We start from the raw sequence: 14,300 nt of genomic DNA, 5'->3' as shown, positions 1-14,300 counted from the left end.
TTGGCGGCGAATGGGCTATCCCTGACCTGCTCCGCAGGGGTTCCGTTTCCTCCCCACGGCTAAAGCCGGGGGTTTCCACGGAAGACATTCGATGAGTGGCCTTCGGTGCCGTCTTCGCGGTCACGAACCCGAGTACGGCGAGGTAGCCGAGAAGACTTCCCGCACCCACGGAAAGGAGTGCAGCCGCGTAGATCCGCGCCTGCGAACGGGCGGCGGCCTGCACAAGCGGGAGGCATCCGTGTCGACGAGGGGCCGCCACCACCCAGGCCGCGGCGGCCGCGGCGATGCAGGTGCCCCAGATGGTCGCCCACCCGACAACGGCGCTACTGCTCGCCCAGTTTCCTTCCCATCGTTCCGCCTTTCCCGCCACCAGGAAAATGCCCTGAGCGGCAGTAAGGGCAGCGACGGCCGCGGCTACCAGGATTTCCTGGTAGCCGAGTCTCCCTGGAGTGAAACTCCTCATGATGCGCCACTCACCACCTTGTGGAAGGCGGTGCGTAGCGCGGCCAGATTCGAGTCCTCGCCGCCCAGCAGCGACAACTCGGGCAGACTCCCCGACCACCGCACTGCACCCTGATCGATGATGACCACCCGACCGGCAAGGGCCTCGACATCTTCGAGAAGGTGGGTCGCTACGATGACGGTTTTGTGTTCCTTGAGGCGTTGCACCAATTGGTGGAACGTGTCTCGCTGCTCAGGATCCAGCCCGGCCGTCGGCTCGTCGAGGATCAGTACGGCCGGGTCGCCCGCCAGCGCCGCGGCCAGCCCCGCACGCCGCAACTGCCCACCCGAGAGCGAACCCAGGCTGCAACCGGCTCGGTCTCCGAGGTCCACGACCTGCAGTGCGAAATCGACCTTCTGCGGGATGGTCTTCGGCGGGGCCGCCTTGAGCCAGGCGGCATATGCGGCGAACTCGCGCACGGTCATCCGCGGCGGATAGCCGAAGTCCTGCGGTAGCCATCCGATGTTTCCCAGCAGACGCCGTCCGAGCCGGGTGGAACCGCCTGACAACTGCCCGTTCAGGAGAACCGTGCCAGCGGTGGGCGCCATGGCGCCCGCGAGGATCCTCAGGAGCGTTGTCTTGCCGGCGCCGTTGCGTCCGAGCAGGAGGTTGGCACCCGTGGCGAACTGGAGTGAGACGTCCGCCAGGACCGACCGGGCTCCGTAACGGAACCCCACACCTTTGACTTCAAGCACGCAAACCCTCTTTACAAAACCGGATCTGTACCGAAAAGCTCATCAGGGCTTGTAGATGGTGGACAACCGCGAGCTATGAAGCCGTGCATCGCGGCCACCACCTGTCAGGTCGCCCGCAGTTCCTCCAAGGCCGTGCTGGCGCGCAGGAAGAACAGCCCGACCGCGACCGTGAGCGCCACCGCGAGCAGAGCGCCGCCGCCGACCAGCGCGAGCTGCTCGATCGGTACGGCCGGCATGACGTCACCGCCCCCGGCGTGCACCTCGCCCGTCAGGCTTCGCCCGAGCAGCAGCCCCACGGCCAGCGCGAGGAGCACCGCCGGCACCGCCGGGGCCAGCGCCTGCCAGGCGACCGAGCGGCCCAGCACCGGCCGGGGCACGCCGGTGGCGACGAGCGCCGCGTACGCCCGGCGGCGGGCCACGATCCCCTCGACCAGGGCCACCAGGAGCCCGCCGGCGGCGATCGTCACGGCCACCGCGACCGCCAGGTCCACGAGGTTCATAGTGTCGAGGTAGAACCGGTTCGGCTCGCTGACGCGGTCGACCAGCCGGGACTCGGCGCGCAGGACGTCGTACCGGGTCTGGAAGTTGGCCCGGAAGGCCGCCGCGCCGCCGCCGACCAGCACCGCGGCCAGCAGCGCGGCGAACGTCCGGCTGCCCGCCCACGGGTCGGCCATGAGCCGGCGGGCGGCCAGCAGCGCGGCCGGCCCCCGGGCGAGGCGGTGCAGCCAGCGGCCGGCGGTGTACGAGAACCAGCCGGCGGCGACCACCACCCCGATCGTCGGGGCGAGCCCGCCGACGACGAGCAGCGCCGGCGGGAGCAGCAGCGGCGGCTCGACATGTCGGTTGTCGTACCAGTTCAGAACCGGGAAGAAGGAGGCGAGCGCGCCCACGCCGGCCGGGATGAGCACCGCGAACCAGGGGCGGGGCGGGCGGTCCCGGCGGGCCCGGCGGACCACGCCGAACGGGGTGGTGGTGACCCGGCGCAGGAGCAGCGCGGTGCCGGCCGCCGCGACGGCGGGCAGCCCGAGCACCACCGCCGCCAGCGCGAGCGGGGCGGGCAGCACGTCGGTGGGGAGGGCGAGCAGGCCGCGCTCGTCGGGCCGGTGCAGCAGCTCCCGGGCGGCCAGATAGGCCGCCAGCGCGACGGACGTGCCGAGCAGGCCGGCCGCCCCTGTCTCCAGCGCGGCGATCCGGGTGACCTGCCCGGGGGTGGCCCCGGCCAGCCGCAGGGCGGCCAGCCGGCGGTCGCGGGCCGGGGCGCCGAGCCGGGCGCACTGCCCGGCCAGCGCCAGCACCGGTACGGCGAGGAGCAGCAGCGTGAACGCCGTCCCGCCGCGCAGCCCCGGCTCGCGCAGCAGCGCGTTGGCGTACTGGCTGGACTCGGCGCCGCCGGGCGGCTGCGGGATGGCCAGCACGGTCAGCGCGGCAAGCCCGGCGAGGGCGGCCAGCGCGGCGCTGAACGCGGTCAGTGTCACCCGCACCGTGTCGGCCCGGGTGCCGGCGAGGGCGAACCGGACGAGGACCGCCGGCCTCACCGGTGACCGCCCGCCAGCGGCAGCCGTGGGCCGCCGGTCACCGACAGGTCCGTTCCGACGCCGCCGGTCGGCAGGCCCACCCCCGGGCCGCCCGCCACGGGCGGGTCCAGCCCCAGGCCGGTGCCGTCGACCGCGCCGTCGCGCAGCGTCACCTCGCGGTCGGCGTACCCGGCGATCCGCGGCTCGTGGGTGACCAGCACGACCGACGTCCGCTGCTCGCGGGCCAGCCGGACCAGCTGGGTGAGCACCTGCTCCCCCGCGAGCGTGTCGAGCGCGCCGGTGGGCTCGTCGGCGAAGAGCACCCGGGGCTCGGTGACCAGGGCCCGGGCGAGGGCGCAGCGCTGCTGCTGACCGCCGGACATCTCGCCCGGCCGGACGGCGGCGACGTCCGCCACGCCCAGCCGCTCCAGCCAGGCGAGTGCCGCCGTCCGCGCCGCTCGCCGCCCCGTGCCGGCGAGCAGTAGGGGAAGTGCGACGTTCTCCGCCGCGGTCAGCTCGGCGACGAGCTGGCCGAACTGGAACAGCACCCCGAACTCCGTACGCCGCAGCCGGGACCGGGCCGCCTCGGACCAGGTGTCGATCCGTTCGCCACGCCAGGTGACCTGCCCGGCGTCGGGGCGCAGTATGCCGGCCAGGCAGTGCAGCAGGGTGGACTTGCCGCAGCCGCTCGGGCCGGTGACGGCGACGATCTCCCCCTCGGCGACGTCGAGGGTGACCCCGCGCAGCGCGGGTGTCGGCCCGTACGCCTTGACCACGCCGCGAGCCTGAAGTTGCGTCACGAGTGCACCTCCCGGTGCCAGTCGACGACCCGCTCCAGGGTGGTGTGCAACCACCTCAGGTCCGCGTCGAGGTGGGCGATGGCGAAGTCGGCCGCCACGACGTCGTCGAGGGTGGCCGAGGGGTCCGTCTTGACCGCGGTCAGCTCGCGGAGCCGTTCGGTGTGCGCCCGGCGCTGGGCGGCCAGGTACGTCCTGGCACGGTCGGCGTCGGCGACCAGCAGCGCCACCACGACCTTGGCGAAGAGGCTGCTGCTGACGTACGGCAGGGGCGGCTCGACCTCCGCGAGCCAGGCGTCGAGCGCGTCCCGGCCGGCGCCCGTGAGCGCGTACGCCGTGCGGTCCGGGCCGCCGTCGCGATCCTGGCCCGCGGGCGCCACCAGCCCGTCCCGCTGCAACCGGCCGAGCGTGGCGTAGACCTGGCCGAACGCCAGTGGACGGGCCCGGGGCAGCCGCCGGTCGTGAGCCCGTTTCAGCTCGTAGCCGTGCCGGCTGCCCTGGGCGAGCAGGGCGAGCAACACGTGTGGGGTCGACACCCCGCCACTATTCACTGAGCGAATAGCGGGCGTCAACCCCGTCCGTCACGCCGGCGGCGACCAGCCCGGGTGGCGGCCCATGCGGGCGAGGAGTCGATCGAGCGGCGTGGCGTCCGGCGGGGCGTCGACCGGCGCGCCGAAGGCGCCCATCTTCTGCCCGGTCTCGCCCATCGCGTCCATGAAGCCGTGCAGCGTGTCCATCGCGGCCGGCTCGGCGTCGTACGGCTGGCCGGTGGCCCGGGCCAGGTCCCACCCGTGCACGGTGAGGTCGACCAGCGCCATCGCGCCGACGGTCCGCTGCGGCAGCCCCATGCCGGGCGACACGCCCTCCTCGGCGGCCGGATCGGCCCACGCCTCGACGAGCCGTTCGGCCTCGGCGGCGAACCGCTCCCGCCAGCCGTCGTCCAGGTAGTCCGGCTTCTCCGACCAGTCCACCGCCTGCCGCGCGGCCATCGTCTGGAAGTTGACCACCACCTGGTAGATGTGGTTGAGCAGTTCCCGGACGGTGTACTCCACGCAGGGGGTCGGCAGGTCGAGCTGGTCGTCGCTGATCGCGCGGACCACCGCGACGGTGCGCGGCGCCGCGGCCGCCAGCAGATCGCTAGTCTTCGTACCCATAAGGGCAGCGTACGAGGGCAGTCTTGAAGAAATGCGACACGAACCGCGCGCGGACAGCCGGGGCATCCTCGATCCCGGCCGGCTGCGACGCGAGGTCCGCTTCCGGCGCCGCCTGCCGGCCGTCGCCCTGCGCCCGTACGTCGAGCACTACTGGCTGATCGACTGGGAGCTGGACGAGCCGTTCGAGCAGCGGGTGGTGCCGCACCCGGCGGTCAACGCGGTGTTCCAGCGCGTCGGCGCCGGCCCGGAGACCGCCGAGGTGGCGGGCGTCGGGCGGGAGCTGTTCCGGATCACGCTGGCCGGCGCCGGTCGGGTCAGCGGCGTGCAGTTCCGCCCGGGCGCGTTCCGCCCGTTCTGGCGGCGGCCCGTCGCCGAGCTGACCGGCCGGCGCCGCCCGCTGCCGGCCGGCCTCGTCGCGGGCCGGCAGGCCTGCGCGGGTACGGACGACGAGCGCTGCGCCACCCTCGACGAACTGCTGCTCGCCTGGGATCCCCGGCCCGACCCGGCCGCGGCGGAGGCGACGGCGCTGGCCGAGGAGATCCGCGTCGACCGGGGACTGCTGCGGGTCGCCGACCTGGCCCGCCGGCACGATCTTTCGGTACGCCGGCTGCAACGCCTCTTCCTCGACCACGTGGGCGTCGGGCCGAAGTGGGTGATCCGCCGGTACCGGGTGCAGGAGGCGATCGAGCAGGCCGCCGGCGGGCCGGTCGACTGGGCGCGGCTCGCCGCCGACCTGGGCTACGCCGACCAGGCCCACCTGGTCCGCGAGTTCACCGCCGCGACGGGGATGGCCCCGGCCGCGTACGCGCGGTCGGTCAGCGGCCGAACTCCGTGAGGAAGGCCCGCCAGGCGGCCGGCCGGAACGCCAGCACCGGCCCGCCGCGATCCTTGGAGTCGCGTACGGCCACCACGCCCGACAGGTTGCCGGCCACCTCGACGCAGTTGCCGCCCGTGCCGTTGCTGCGGCTGCTGGTGCGCCACCGCGCGCTCGTCAGGTCCACGCCGCCCACGCTCACGCCGGTCAGGTCCACGATTCCGCCTCCGTCATCCGCCTGATCAGCTCGATCGACTGCTGGTGGGGCAGCGCCTCGCCCCGGATCGACTCCCAGACGTCGACGATCCGGCGCAGGTCCTCGGGGCGGTCCGTCACCTTCCCGCCGAGCTGATCCTCGACATAGACCATATCCTCCCCGACCGGAGGCGTGGCGATCACGAACGGGCCTTCGAGCCCGGCGTAGGCCCCGACCGCGAGCGGCACCACGTGGACGCGCACCCGGGGCAGCGACTCCCCGGCCTTGACCAGGTGCCGCGCCTGCTCCCGCATCACCTCCGGGCTGCCAACGGTGCGGCGCAGCACCGACTCGTCGAGCACCACGGTCAGCGTCGGCGGGTGCTCCCGGGTGAGGATCTCCTGCCGCTCCAGCCGGGCCGCCACCTGCCGCTCGACCTCCTCGGTCGAGAGCAGTCCGCTTCCCGAAAGAACCGCGCGGGCGTACGCCTCGGTCTGGAGCAGGCCCGGGACGTACAGCGGCTCGTACCCGCGCAGCGCGACCGCCTCATCCTCGATCCCGGCGTACTCGCGGAAGTACGGCACCACGGTCTCGCGGCTGATCCGGCGCTGGATGCGTGCGAGGCGGCCCTCCGTGCCAAGCACCGTGTCGCAGCGCCGGGCGAAGTCGGCGCTCGGCCGGCGGTCCCCCTGCTCGATCTTGGCGACCAGCGCGGCCGAGTAGCTGACCGCCTCGGCCAGGGCCGCCTGGGACAGCCCGGTGACCGCCCGGGCCAGCCGCAACTCCTCGGCGAAGTGCTCGAGCATGGGCGACAGTTCCACGAACAGCCTCCGTACCGGGTCGGGACGTGCGGGGATGACGGCCCCGACGCGCCGGCGATGCGCGCGTGGCCGTGCGCCCACGGTAACCGTCCGATGAGCACGGCGTGACCCCGACGCGCCCGCACGGCGTGCCGCCGCCGGGATGGCGGCGGGTGTCAGGAAGGGGCCCTTCCGCCGCTCAGCGGCGGCGGACGGCGACGACCGCCACGTCGTCCTGGATCTCCGTGGGGGCCAGGTCGACCACCAGCCGCTGGCAGAACGCGTCCAGGTCCTCGTCCACCCGCTCGGCGCAGCGGGCCAGCGCGGCCAGCCCCTCGTCGATGGTGGCGTCCCGGCGCTCGATCAGCCCGTCGGTGTAGAACACCAGCGTCGCCCCGGCCGGCAGGAAGAACTCCAGGTCGGCGGGGCGCTCGGCGCGGACCCCGAGCAGCGGCGCGGCGTGCCGGACGTACTCCACCGCGCCGTCGGAGATCAGCAGCGGCGGCAGGTGCCCGGCGCTGGCCAGCCGGATCCGGCCGGTGCCGGGGTGCAGCAGCAGCACGCAGACCGTGGCCAGCTCACCCGGCAGCAGGGCCCGCATCAGCTCGTCGACCCGGTCCAGGATCACCCCGGGCTGGTGACCCTCGATCGCGTACGCCCGCACGGCGTGCCGCAGCTCGGCCATCACCGTCGCGGCGTGCAGCGAGTGGCCGGCGACGTCGCCGATCGCCACCAGCAACTCGTCGCCGAGCATCACCAGCTCGTAGAAGTCCCCGCCCACCTCGGTCTCGGCGCTCGCCGGCTCGTACCGGACGGCGAGGTCCAGCCCGGCCACCTGCGGCAGCCGGCGGGGCAGCAGGCTGCGTTGCAGCGTCACCGCGATCCGGTGCTCCTCGTGCAGCGACCGCTGCGCCTCCACCGCCGCGGCCAGGGCCTGGGCGAGTTGGCGCACCACCGGTGCCTCCTCCACCAGCGCCCGGGGCGGCACCGCCACGTAGATCGGGGGGCGGTCGGCGCGCGGCCGGGCCACGCCGACCGCCAACTCCTTCTCCCCCTCCCAGTCGTGCATCGGCCACTCGGCCGGGTCCACCCCCTCGCGCAGGGTCGACCCGATCGGGGCGTCGTCCTCCTCCAGCGGCCAGGGACGCAGCACCGGGACCGCACCCGGGCCCCTGATCGTCGCGGCGAGGGACATGCCGTCGATCGTCTCGGCCAGCACCACGGCCGGGGTGCCGAACATGTCGGCGGCGCCGGCCGCCGCGGCGGTCATCAGCTGCGGAAAGTTCGGCGCCGAGTTGACCGCCAGGGTGGTCTGCGCAAGTCTGGTGAGCCGGTCGGCGAGCAGCTCGGCCCGCTGCCGGGCCTGGTAGTAGCGCAGCACCGCCTGGACCGTGGCGACCAGTTCCTCCGGCTCGATCGGCTCAGCCAGGTACGCGTCCGCGCCCCGGGCCAGACCCTGGGCGCGGTCCGCCACCCCGACGGCGTGCGCGGAGACGTAGATCACCGGTGTCGCCGGGTGGTCCGTCTTGATCCGCTCGCAGACCTCGTATCCGCTCAGGTCGGGCAGTAGAACGTCGAGCACGACCAGGTCGATCGGGTCCGCACCGATCCGGGCCAGCGCCTCGGCGCCGGTCTCCGCCTCCAGCGTCGCGAACCCCGCCTGGCTGAGCCAGCTCACCAGCACGTACCGCCTGGCGCTGCTGTCGTTGACCACCAGCACGGTCGCCAGGCCGTGCGCCACGTCACGCACCGCGCGCCGGCAGGGCGACCGTGACAGTGCTGCCCGAGCCCGGCTCGCCGGCCAGCTTCCGGGTGCCGCCGAGCCGGCGCTTCGCCTCCGTACTCAAGGCCACGGCAAACCCCCTCCGGCCTGGGTCGGGCGGACTCTACCACCGGGCACCCGCCAACTACTTGCCGCGCTGCAACGGAATGGCGTCGAGCACCCGCACCCGCGCCAGTTCTGCGGCACACCCCCGTTGTGGGATACGGTTTCCACCGATAACAGGAGGTCGAATGTCCCTGACGGTGCACACGGAACAGCGCGGCGACGTGGTCGTCGTGTCGGTCGCGGGCGAGCTGGACATGGCGACGGCACCGCAGCTCCAGGACCAGATCACGGATCTGCTCGACAAGAACCGCAGTCGCCTCGTCTTCGACCTGTCGGACGTCTCGTTCTGCGACTCGACCGGGCTGTCCGTGTTCGTGCGGGCCAAGAACAGCTGCGACGAGGCCGGCGGCGTGGTCCGGCTGGCCGCCCCGCAGCGCGGGGTGCTGCGCATCCTGGAGGTCAGCGGGCTGGTCGAGGTGCTGCACACGTACCCGACGGTCGAGCAGGCCGTCGCCGGCGACGCCACGCCCGCCTCCTCCTGAGCCGTCCTCAGCGCTCGTCCTCGATGAATCGGGGACGGGCGATGACCAGGCCCGCGGCCGTCTGCACGGCGAGGGCGACGAGTAGGAACCCGATCGGGGCTGTCCAGCCGCCGGTGGCCTCGTAGAGGACGCCGACGAGCAGCGGGCCGAGCGCCGCGATCAGGTACCCGGTGCTCTGCGCGAAGGCCGACAGCGCGACCGTCCCCTCCGCAGTCCGGGCGCGCAGCCCGATGGTGGTCAGGATCAGCGGGAACGCGCCCTGGCCGAGGGCGAGCAGAGCGACCCAGAGCAGCGCCGCGCCGTGCGGCGCGACCGCCAGCCCGAGGTAGGCGGCCGTGGAGGCGGCGGTCAGCCCGAGCACGAGCGGGCGCAGCGTGCGCATCCGGCCGGCGAGCGCCGGCATCAGCAGCGCCACCGGCACACCGAGGGCGGTCACCCCGGCGAGCAGCAGCCCGGCCGTCTGCGGGTGGAAGTCGGCGTCCCGGAAGAGCTGGGCCAGCCAGCCCATGATCGCGTACCCGCTCAGCGACTGCGCGCCGAAGTAGACCGCCATCGCCCAGCCGAGCCGGGTCCGTCCCGGCCGGATCCAGGCCGGCGCGGCGGCCTCCGTCCGGGTTCCGCCCCGCCGCGCGGCGCGGGCCCGCAGCGCCAGCGGCACCCACGGCAGTACGGCCAGCGCGGCCAGCGCGGCCCAGACCCCGAGCCCGGCCCGCCACGAGCCGAACGCGTGCGCCACCGGCACCGCCGACGCGGCGGCCACCGACGTCCCCAGCGTCAGAGCCATCGTGTACGCCCCGGTGACCAGCCCGGTGCGGTGCGGGAAGTACTGCTTGACCAGCATCGGCAGCAGGATGTTCGCCACCGCGATGCCGGCCAGCGCGAGCGCGCTGGCGACCAGGAAGACCGGCGCCGAGCCGGTGAGCACCCGCAGCACCTGCCCGGCGGCCAGCGCCAGCATGGCGACCACCAGCACCCGGGCCGGGGCGACCCGGCGGACCAGCCACGGGGTCAGCGCGCCCAGGCCGGCGAACGCGATCGTCGGCAGGGTGGTGACGAACCCGGCCATCGCGCCGGACAGCCCCAGCCCGGTGCGCACCTCGTCGAGCAGGGCGCCGAGGCTGGTGACGGCGGCGCGCAGGTTCACCGCGACCAGCAGCATGCCGACCAGCACGAGCAGGCCGGCCCGCACCGGCCCCGCCTTCGCCGCGGCGGCGTCCGCCGCCGTCTCCGTCGACGCTGCTCCTGTCGAGGCGTCGTCCGTCGACCCGGCATCCGTCGAGGCGGCATCCGTCGAGGCGGCTCCTGTGGGGGCTGCCCCGAGGGCCTGGCCGGGAGCGACGCCGACAGCGTGCGCGGGACGGTCGGTGGCGGTGGGCGCAGGACGGTCGGTGGCGGTGGGCTCCGCGAGGGCGGTCGGTGGCGGGGTCATGACCTCGAACCTACAATCATGGGATGAATTTGGGGCAGGGGATGTAACCAGTGACACCGTCTGTGGATTCCGTGGGTTCCGTCCCCGTGCCGCCCCGCGGTCACCGGGTCCGGCAGACCATCGAGCAGCTCCGGGCCCGCATCCTCGGCGGCGAGTGGCCCGTCGGCGGGCGCATCCCGACCGAGCCGCAGCTCGTCGCCGCGCTCGGCGTCGGGCGCAACACGGTCCGGGAGGCGGTGCGCGCCCTGGTGCACGCCGGGGTGCTGGAGTGCCGTCAGGGCTCCGGGACGTACGTGGTGTCGACCGACGAGCTGGCCCCCGTGGTGGCCCGCCGGCTCACCGACGACCGGATCGCCGAGGTGACCGAGGTCCGCCGCGCGTTCGAGGTGGAGGCGGCCCGGCTGGCGGCGCTGCGGCGTACCCCCGAGGACCTGGCGGCGCTCGACGCCGCGCTCGACGCCCGGGACACCGCCTGGCGCGCCGGCCGGGTCGACGAGTTCGTGGAGGCCGACGCGGCGCTGCACACGGCCGTGGTGGCCGCCGCGCACAATGGCATGCTCGCCGAACTGTACGCCTCGGTCGGCGCGGCGCTGCGCTGCACGGTCGCGCAGGCGATGGGCGACGCGCTGGAGCCCGAGCGGTACGTCGACCACGCCCGGCTGGTCGCCGCGATCCGCGCCGGCGACCCGGCCGGGGCGGCCCGGGAGGCCGGTGCTTTTCTGGAGCCGGCCCCCGGGGCATAGGTTGCTCCCGACGGTAAACCGGACAGCACGGGAGTACGGATGCTCAAGGGCTTCAAGGACTTCATCATGCGCGGAAACGTCGTCGACCTCGCGGTCGGCGTCGTCATCGGCGCGGCGTTCACCGGGGTGGTCACGCAGCTGACCAAGTCGTTCCTCGAACCGCTGGTCAGGGTCTTCATCGCGCTGATCACCCGCAGCAAGAACGGGATCACCGGCTCGACCCCGAAATTCCGGGACGTCCCGTTCGACTGGGTGGCCTTCGTCAACGCGGCGATCACCTTCCTGCTGACCGCGGCGGCCCTGTACTTCCTCGTGGTGTTCCCGATGAACAAGCTGGCCGAGCGGCGGCAGCGGGGCGAGGAACCGCCGCCGAAGGCGCCGAGCGAGGAGATCAAGCTGCTGACCGAGATCCGGGACGCCCTGGTCGCCGCCGGTCACGCCACCCCCGCCCAGCAGCGCGGCGCCCTGGACGACGTGCTCGGTCGCCGCGCGGAGCCGCCCGCCCCGCGCTGACGCGCCCCCGCACACCGGCCCCCGTGGGATTCCCGCGGGGGCCGACTCGTGTCGTACACGTGTTCGGTAGAGTCCGGGGGTGGAGCAGCGCAGGCACTGGTGGAACGGCAGGTGGGGGCGGCTGGCCCGGCGGGACGTCTTCCTCCGGGTGGACGCCGACCGGTGGCACGTCGAGCAGCGGGCCGGCGGCGCCGAGGGAGTCTCCCGGTTCTACGAGTACGACAGCGTGGAGGAGGCGGAGGAGACCGTACGCGCGCTGCTCGCCGGCACGGACGGCTGGCGCGAACTCTCCCCCCGCCCGCCGGGCGCGTGGACCCCGACCTCCGACGGGCACGCCTGACCGGCCCGGCGTTTAGCGGGGCGGCCGGTCGGGAACCGCGCCTGGATGAAGCAGCGCGGCATCGATCAGCAGGCGGGCATCTCCCGCGTCACCACCGGGATGCCGGTGGTCGACGTGACCGGCGCCGAGATCGGCACGGTGGACCTCGTCCAGCGGGGCGACCCGAACGCGGTGACGGTCCAGGCGCCGACCGTCGACCCGGGCGGCAGCCTGGACGAGTTGATCGGGGCAACGGCCGTCGAGGAGCCGGACGTCCCGGCCGACCTGGCCGCCCGCCTGCTGCGTACGGGCTATCTGAAGGTCTCCACCGACCTCGCCCCGACGGGCGCCGTGTACGTGCTCGCGGACCAGATCACCGCCGTCACCGACGGCCGGGTACGCCTCGACGTCCCCGCCGCGAGCCTGCCCCGGGAGGAGTGACCCGCCACGACGCCGACGCCCCGGCGGTCGGCGCGGCGTTGATCGACTCCAGGTCGCCGTCATCGCGGTGTCCGGGCGCCCCGGATACCGCCATGTCGCCGACATGGCGCGCCGGGTTCGCGCGGCGGCGGAAGAGCAGCAGCACGACCCACCCTGCGACCAGTCCCCAGAACGCGCCGCCGACGCCGAACAGGCTCACCCCGGAGGCGGTGACCACGAAGGTCACCACGGCTGCCTCCCGGGCGTCCGGATCGGCGACCGCCGCGGACACCGCCCCGGCCAGCGCGGCGAGCAGCGCGAGCCCGGCCACCGCCTCGATGAGCACGGGCGGGGACAGCAGCACCAGCGCCGTGGCGACCCCGGCGGTGAGGCCCAGCAGGGCCAGGCCGACGCCGGCGGTGACCGAGGCGACCCAGCGGCGCTCCGGGTCGGGGTGGGCGTCCGGGCCGGCCGCGAGCGCGGCGGTGATCGCGGCGAGGTTCACCGCGTGCCCACCGACCGGGGCGCCGAGCGCGCTCGCCAGGCCGGTGACCCGCAGCGCCGAACCGAGCGGCGGGCGGTAGCCGTACCCGGCGAGCACCGCCATGCCGGGGACGTTCTGCGCGGCCATGGTGACCAGGAACAGCGGCAGCGCCAGCCCCACGACGGCCGGGACGGTCCACTCGGGCGCGGTGAGGGCCACCACGGGCCGCAGGCCGTGCGCGGCGATCCCGCCGGGTGTGGTCAGCGCGATGGCGACCGCCGCCACGACGAGTGCGGCGGGCACGGCCCAGCGCCGCGCGAACCGGTGCAGCACCAGCCAGGTGACGACCACGGGCGCCGCCAGCCGCGGCACCTCGACCAGCGCGTGGACCGGGGCGGTGCACAGCGGCAGCAGCACGCCGGCCAGCATCGCGCTGGCGACCGGGCCGGGGATGGCGGCCACCGCCCGGGAGAGCGGGGGGAACAGCCCGGCGGCGACGATCAGCGCCCCGCAGACGACGAACGCGCCGACGGCCGCCGGCCAGCCGCCCGGCACCGGACCCGTGGCCACCAGCAGGGCCGCGCCGGGCGTGGACCAGGCCACGGCCATGGGCAGCCGGTGCCGCAGCCCCAGCCACACGGCGCAGACCCCGGACACGACGCAGACCGCGAGCAGGCCCGAGGCGGCCTGGGCCTCGCTGGCGCCGACCGCCCGCAGCCCGGCCAGCACGACGGTGAACGAGCTGGCGAAGCCGACGAGCGCGGTCACCACCCCGGCGAGCACGGGTTGCAGCAGGCCGGCCACGTCTCCCCCTCCCGATCGTTCCGTTTACGGAACGCAGAGCGTGTAGCACCATAGCGGGGTGGAGCTGCCTGCACCAGCCCGGGGACGGGCCATCGACACCAGCGCCGGCCCGGTCGGCCGCCGCGTACGCGAACTGCGCGAGGAACGGGGGATGTCCCTGTCGACCCTGGCCCGGCTGGCCGGGGTGGGAAAGGCGACGCTCTCCGGCCTGGAGAACGGCACCCGCAACCCGACCCTGGAAACCCTGTACGCGGTCACCGCCCAGCTCGGGGTACCGCTGACCGCCGTGCTCGCCGGGCCGGCCACCACCCCGACCGTGAGCGGCACGGCGGTGAGCGCGACGCTGCTGGAGGTGTTCACCGAGGCGGACGCGACGTACGAGCTGTACCGGATGCGGGTCGCCCCGGGGCCCGGCCAGCTCTCCCCCGCGCACCAGCCCGGGGTCACCGAGCACGTCACGGTCTTCGCCGGGGTGCTCCGCGCCGGGCCGGCGGACGCCCCGCTGACCGCCGGGGTCGGCGGCCACCTGCGCTGGACGTCCGACGTGCCGCACAGCTACGCGGCGGTCGGCGACGAGGAGGTGTCGGCGAGCCTCCTGCTGCGTTACCCGCGCAGGTGAGCCGGCGCCGCGCAGGTGAGCCGGCGCCGCGCAGGTGAGCCGGCGCCGCGCAGGTGAGCCGGCGCCGCGCAGGTGAGCCGGCGCCACCATGCAGGTGAGCCGGCGCCACCATGCAGGTGAGCCCGCC

Annotated in this window: 18 protein-coding genes; 7 read left to right on the top strand and 11 right to left on the bottom strand. The window is 74.6% G+C overall.

Going from position 1 to position 14,300, the window contains the following annotated elements:
* The 6 genes from ACGFIZ_RS28535 to ACGFIZ_RS28510 form a co-directional block, all read right to left on the bottom strand.
* Positions 1-463: hypothetical protein (locus ACGFIZ_RS28535; RefSeq protein WP_393424473.1), on the bottom strand; the 463-nt coding region annotated here is incomplete at its 3' end.
* Positions 460-1,197 carry an ATP-binding cassette domain-containing protein gene (locus ACGFIZ_RS28530; protein WP_393424471.1) on the bottom strand — a complete coding sequence of 246 codons (738 nt, stop codon included), beginning with the start codon at positions 1,195-1,197 and terminating at the stop codon, positions 460-462. The genes ACGFIZ_RS28530 and ACGFIZ_RS28535, both read right to left, overlap by 4 nt.
* 104 nt (positions 1,198-1,301) lie before the next feature.
* The gene (locus tag ACGFIZ_RS28525) at positions 1,302-2,732 is read right to left on the bottom strand and encodes an FtsX-like permease family protein (protein ID WP_393424468.1); all 1,431 of its coding nucleotides are present in this window, start codon (positions 2,730-2,732) and stop codon (positions 1,302-1,304) included.
* Positions 2,729-3,511, bottom strand: a complete 783-nt coding sequence (locus ACGFIZ_RS28520; RefSeq protein ID WP_393424465.1) for an ABC transporter ATP-binding protein — start codon at positions 3,509-3,511, stop codon at positions 2,729-2,731. Before ACGFIZ_RS28520 ends, ACGFIZ_RS28525 begins: the two co-directional genes overlap by 4 nt.
* A complete protein-coding gene (locus ACGFIZ_RS28515; protein WP_393424462.1) occupies positions 3,508-4,044 on the bottom strand; it encodes a PadR family transcriptional regulator in 537 nt (178 codons plus the stop codon). Before ACGFIZ_RS28515 ends, ACGFIZ_RS28520 begins: the two co-directional genes overlap by 4 nt.
* A gap of 45 nt (positions 4,045-4,089) precedes the next feature.
* Positions 4,090-4,662: a TIGR03086 family metal-binding protein gene (locus tag ACGFIZ_RS28510; protein WP_393424459.1), complete on the bottom strand. Its 573-nt coding sequence runs from the start codon at positions 4,660-4,662 to the stop codon at positions 4,090-4,092.
* A gap of 31 nt (positions 4,663-4,693) precedes the next feature.
* Between ACGFIZ_RS28510 and ACGFIZ_RS28505 the strand changes: the two genes are divergently transcribed.
* The gene (locus ACGFIZ_RS28505) at positions 4,694-5,497 is read left to right on the top strand and encodes a DUF6597 domain-containing transcriptional factor (RefSeq protein ID WP_393424456.1); all 804 of its coding nucleotides are present in this window, start codon (positions 4,694-4,696) and stop codon (positions 5,495-5,497) included.
* Here ACGFIZ_RS28505 and ACGFIZ_RS28500 read toward each other — a convergent pair.
* The 3 genes from ACGFIZ_RS28500 to ACGFIZ_RS28490 all read right to left on the bottom strand — a co-directional run bounded on the left by ACGFIZ_RS28500 (position 5,478) and on the right by ACGFIZ_RS28490 (position 8,213).
* Positions 5,478-5,663 (bottom strand): DUF397 domain-containing protein, encoded by a 186-nt coding sequence (locus tag ACGFIZ_RS28500; protein ID WP_393424482.1) that lies wholly within the window; start codon positions 5,661-5,663, stop codon positions 5,478-5,480. The genes ACGFIZ_RS28505 and ACGFIZ_RS28500 overlap by 20 nt on opposite strands.
* Before the next feature lie 20 nt (positions 5,664-5,683).
* Positions 5,684-6,493 carry a Scr1 family TA system antitoxin-like transcriptional regulator gene (locus ACGFIZ_RS28495; protein WP_393424453.1) on the bottom strand — a complete coding sequence of 270 codons (810 nt, stop codon included), beginning with the start codon at positions 6,491-6,493 and terminating at the stop codon, positions 5,684-5,686.
* A gap of 178 nt (positions 6,494-6,671) precedes the next feature.
* Positions 6,672-8,213 (bottom strand): SpoIIE family protein phosphatase, encoded by a 1,542-nt coding sequence (locus ACGFIZ_RS28490; protein ID WP_393424450.1) that lies wholly within the window; start codon positions 8,211-8,213, stop codon positions 6,672-6,674.
* A 272-nt stretch (positions 8,214-8,485) separates the two neighbouring features.
* Here ACGFIZ_RS28490 and ACGFIZ_RS28485 point away from each other — a divergent pair, with 272 nt between their 5' ends.
* Positions 8,486-8,842 carry an STAS domain-containing protein gene (locus ACGFIZ_RS28485; protein ID WP_393424447.1) on the top strand — a complete coding sequence of 119 codons (357 nt, stop codon included), beginning with the start codon at positions 8,486-8,488 and terminating at the stop codon, positions 8,840-8,842.
* Between the two features lie 7 nt (positions 8,843-8,849).
* Here the strand turns inward: ACGFIZ_RS28485 and ACGFIZ_RS28480 are convergent, their stop codons facing one another.
* Positions 8,850-10,271 carry an MFS transporter gene (locus tag ACGFIZ_RS28480; RefSeq protein ID WP_393424444.1) on the bottom strand — a complete coding sequence of 474 codons (1,422 nt, stop codon included), beginning with the start codon at positions 10,269-10,271 and terminating at the stop codon, positions 8,850-8,852.
* A 50-nt stretch (positions 10,272-10,321) separates the two neighbouring features.
* Here ACGFIZ_RS28480 and ACGFIZ_RS28475 point away from each other — a divergent pair, with 50 nt between their 5' ends.
* From ACGFIZ_RS28475 to ACGFIZ_RS28460, 4 genes are all read left to right on the top strand, one after another.
* The gene (locus ACGFIZ_RS28475; protein ID WP_393424441.1) at positions 10,322-11,014 is read left to right on the top strand and encodes a FadR/GntR family transcriptional regulator; all 693 of its coding nucleotides are present in this window, start codon (positions 10,322-10,324) and stop codon (positions 11,012-11,014) included.
* A gap of 39 nt (positions 11,015-11,053) precedes the next feature.
* Positions 11,054-11,527 (top strand): large conductance mechanosensitive channel protein MscL, encoded by a 474-nt coding sequence (mscL, locus tag ACGFIZ_RS28470; protein ID WP_393424438.1) that lies wholly within the window; start codon positions 11,054-11,056, stop codon positions 11,525-11,527.
* Between the two features lie 79 nt (positions 11,528-11,606).
* Positions 11,607-11,867, top strand: a complete 261-nt coding sequence (locus ACGFIZ_RS28465) for a hypothetical protein (RefSeq protein WP_393424435.1) — start codon at positions 11,607-11,609, stop codon at positions 11,865-11,867.
* A gap of 45 nt (positions 11,868-11,912) precedes the next feature.
* A complete protein-coding gene (locus tag ACGFIZ_RS28460; RefSeq protein ID WP_387228442.1) occupies positions 11,913-12,287 on the top strand; it encodes a hypothetical protein in 375 nt (124 codons plus the stop codon).
* On the opposite strand, the gene ACGFIZ_RS28455 is transcribed toward ACGFIZ_RS28460, so the two are convergent.
* Positions 12,229-13,554, bottom strand: a complete 1,326-nt coding sequence (locus tag ACGFIZ_RS28455; RefSeq protein WP_393424432.1) for a benzoate/H(+) symporter BenE family transporter — start codon at positions 13,552-13,554, stop codon at positions 12,229-12,231. The two genes, ACGFIZ_RS28460 and ACGFIZ_RS28455, sit on opposite strands and share 59 nt — an antisense overlap.
* 58 nt (positions 13,555-13,612) lie before the next feature.
* On the opposite strand from ACGFIZ_RS28455, the gene ACGFIZ_RS28450 reads away from it, so the two are divergent.
* Complete coding sequence (locus ACGFIZ_RS28450) at positions 13,613-14,173, top strand: helix-turn-helix domain-containing protein (RefSeq protein ID WP_393424429.1); 561 nt, start codon at positions 13,613-13,615, stop codon at positions 14,171-14,173.
* The last annotated feature ends 127 nt before the right edge of the window (positions 14,174-14,300 follow it).

The sequence above is a fragment of the Micromonospora sp. NPDC048830 genome (assembly GCF_043198215.1).
Lineage (GTDB): Bacteria > Actinomycetota > Actinomycetes > Mycobacteriales > Micromonosporaceae > Micromonospora.
This window is presented reverse-complemented; position numbering and strand designations above follow the sequence as displayed.

Bases quoted from the DNA above. Each gene is read 5' to 3' on its own strand.
- ACGFIZ_RS28485 (WP_393424447.1), top strand. From the start codon at position 8,486: ATGTCCCTGACGGTGCACACGGAACAGCGCGGCGACGTGGTCGTCGTG.
- ACGFIZ_RS28505 (WP_393424456.1), top strand. From the start codon at position 4,694: ATGCGACACGAACCGCGCGCGGACAGCCGGGGCATCCTCGATCCCGGC.
- mscL (WP_393424438.1), top strand. From the start codon at position 11,054: ATGCTCAAGGGCTTCAAGGACTTCATCATGCGCGGAAACGTCGTCGAC.
- ACGFIZ_RS28510 (WP_393424459.1), bottom strand. From the start codon at position 4,662: ATGGGTACGAAGACTAGCGATCTGCTGGCGGCCGCGGCGCCGCGCACC.
- ACGFIZ_RS28460 (WP_387228442.1), top strand. From the start codon at position 11,913: ATGAAGCAGCGCGGCATCGATCAGCAGGCGGGCATCTCCCGCGTCACC.
- ACGFIZ_RS28480 (WP_393424444.1), bottom strand. From the start codon at position 10,271: ATGACCCCGCCACCGACCGCCCTCGCGGAGCCCACCGCCACCGACCGT.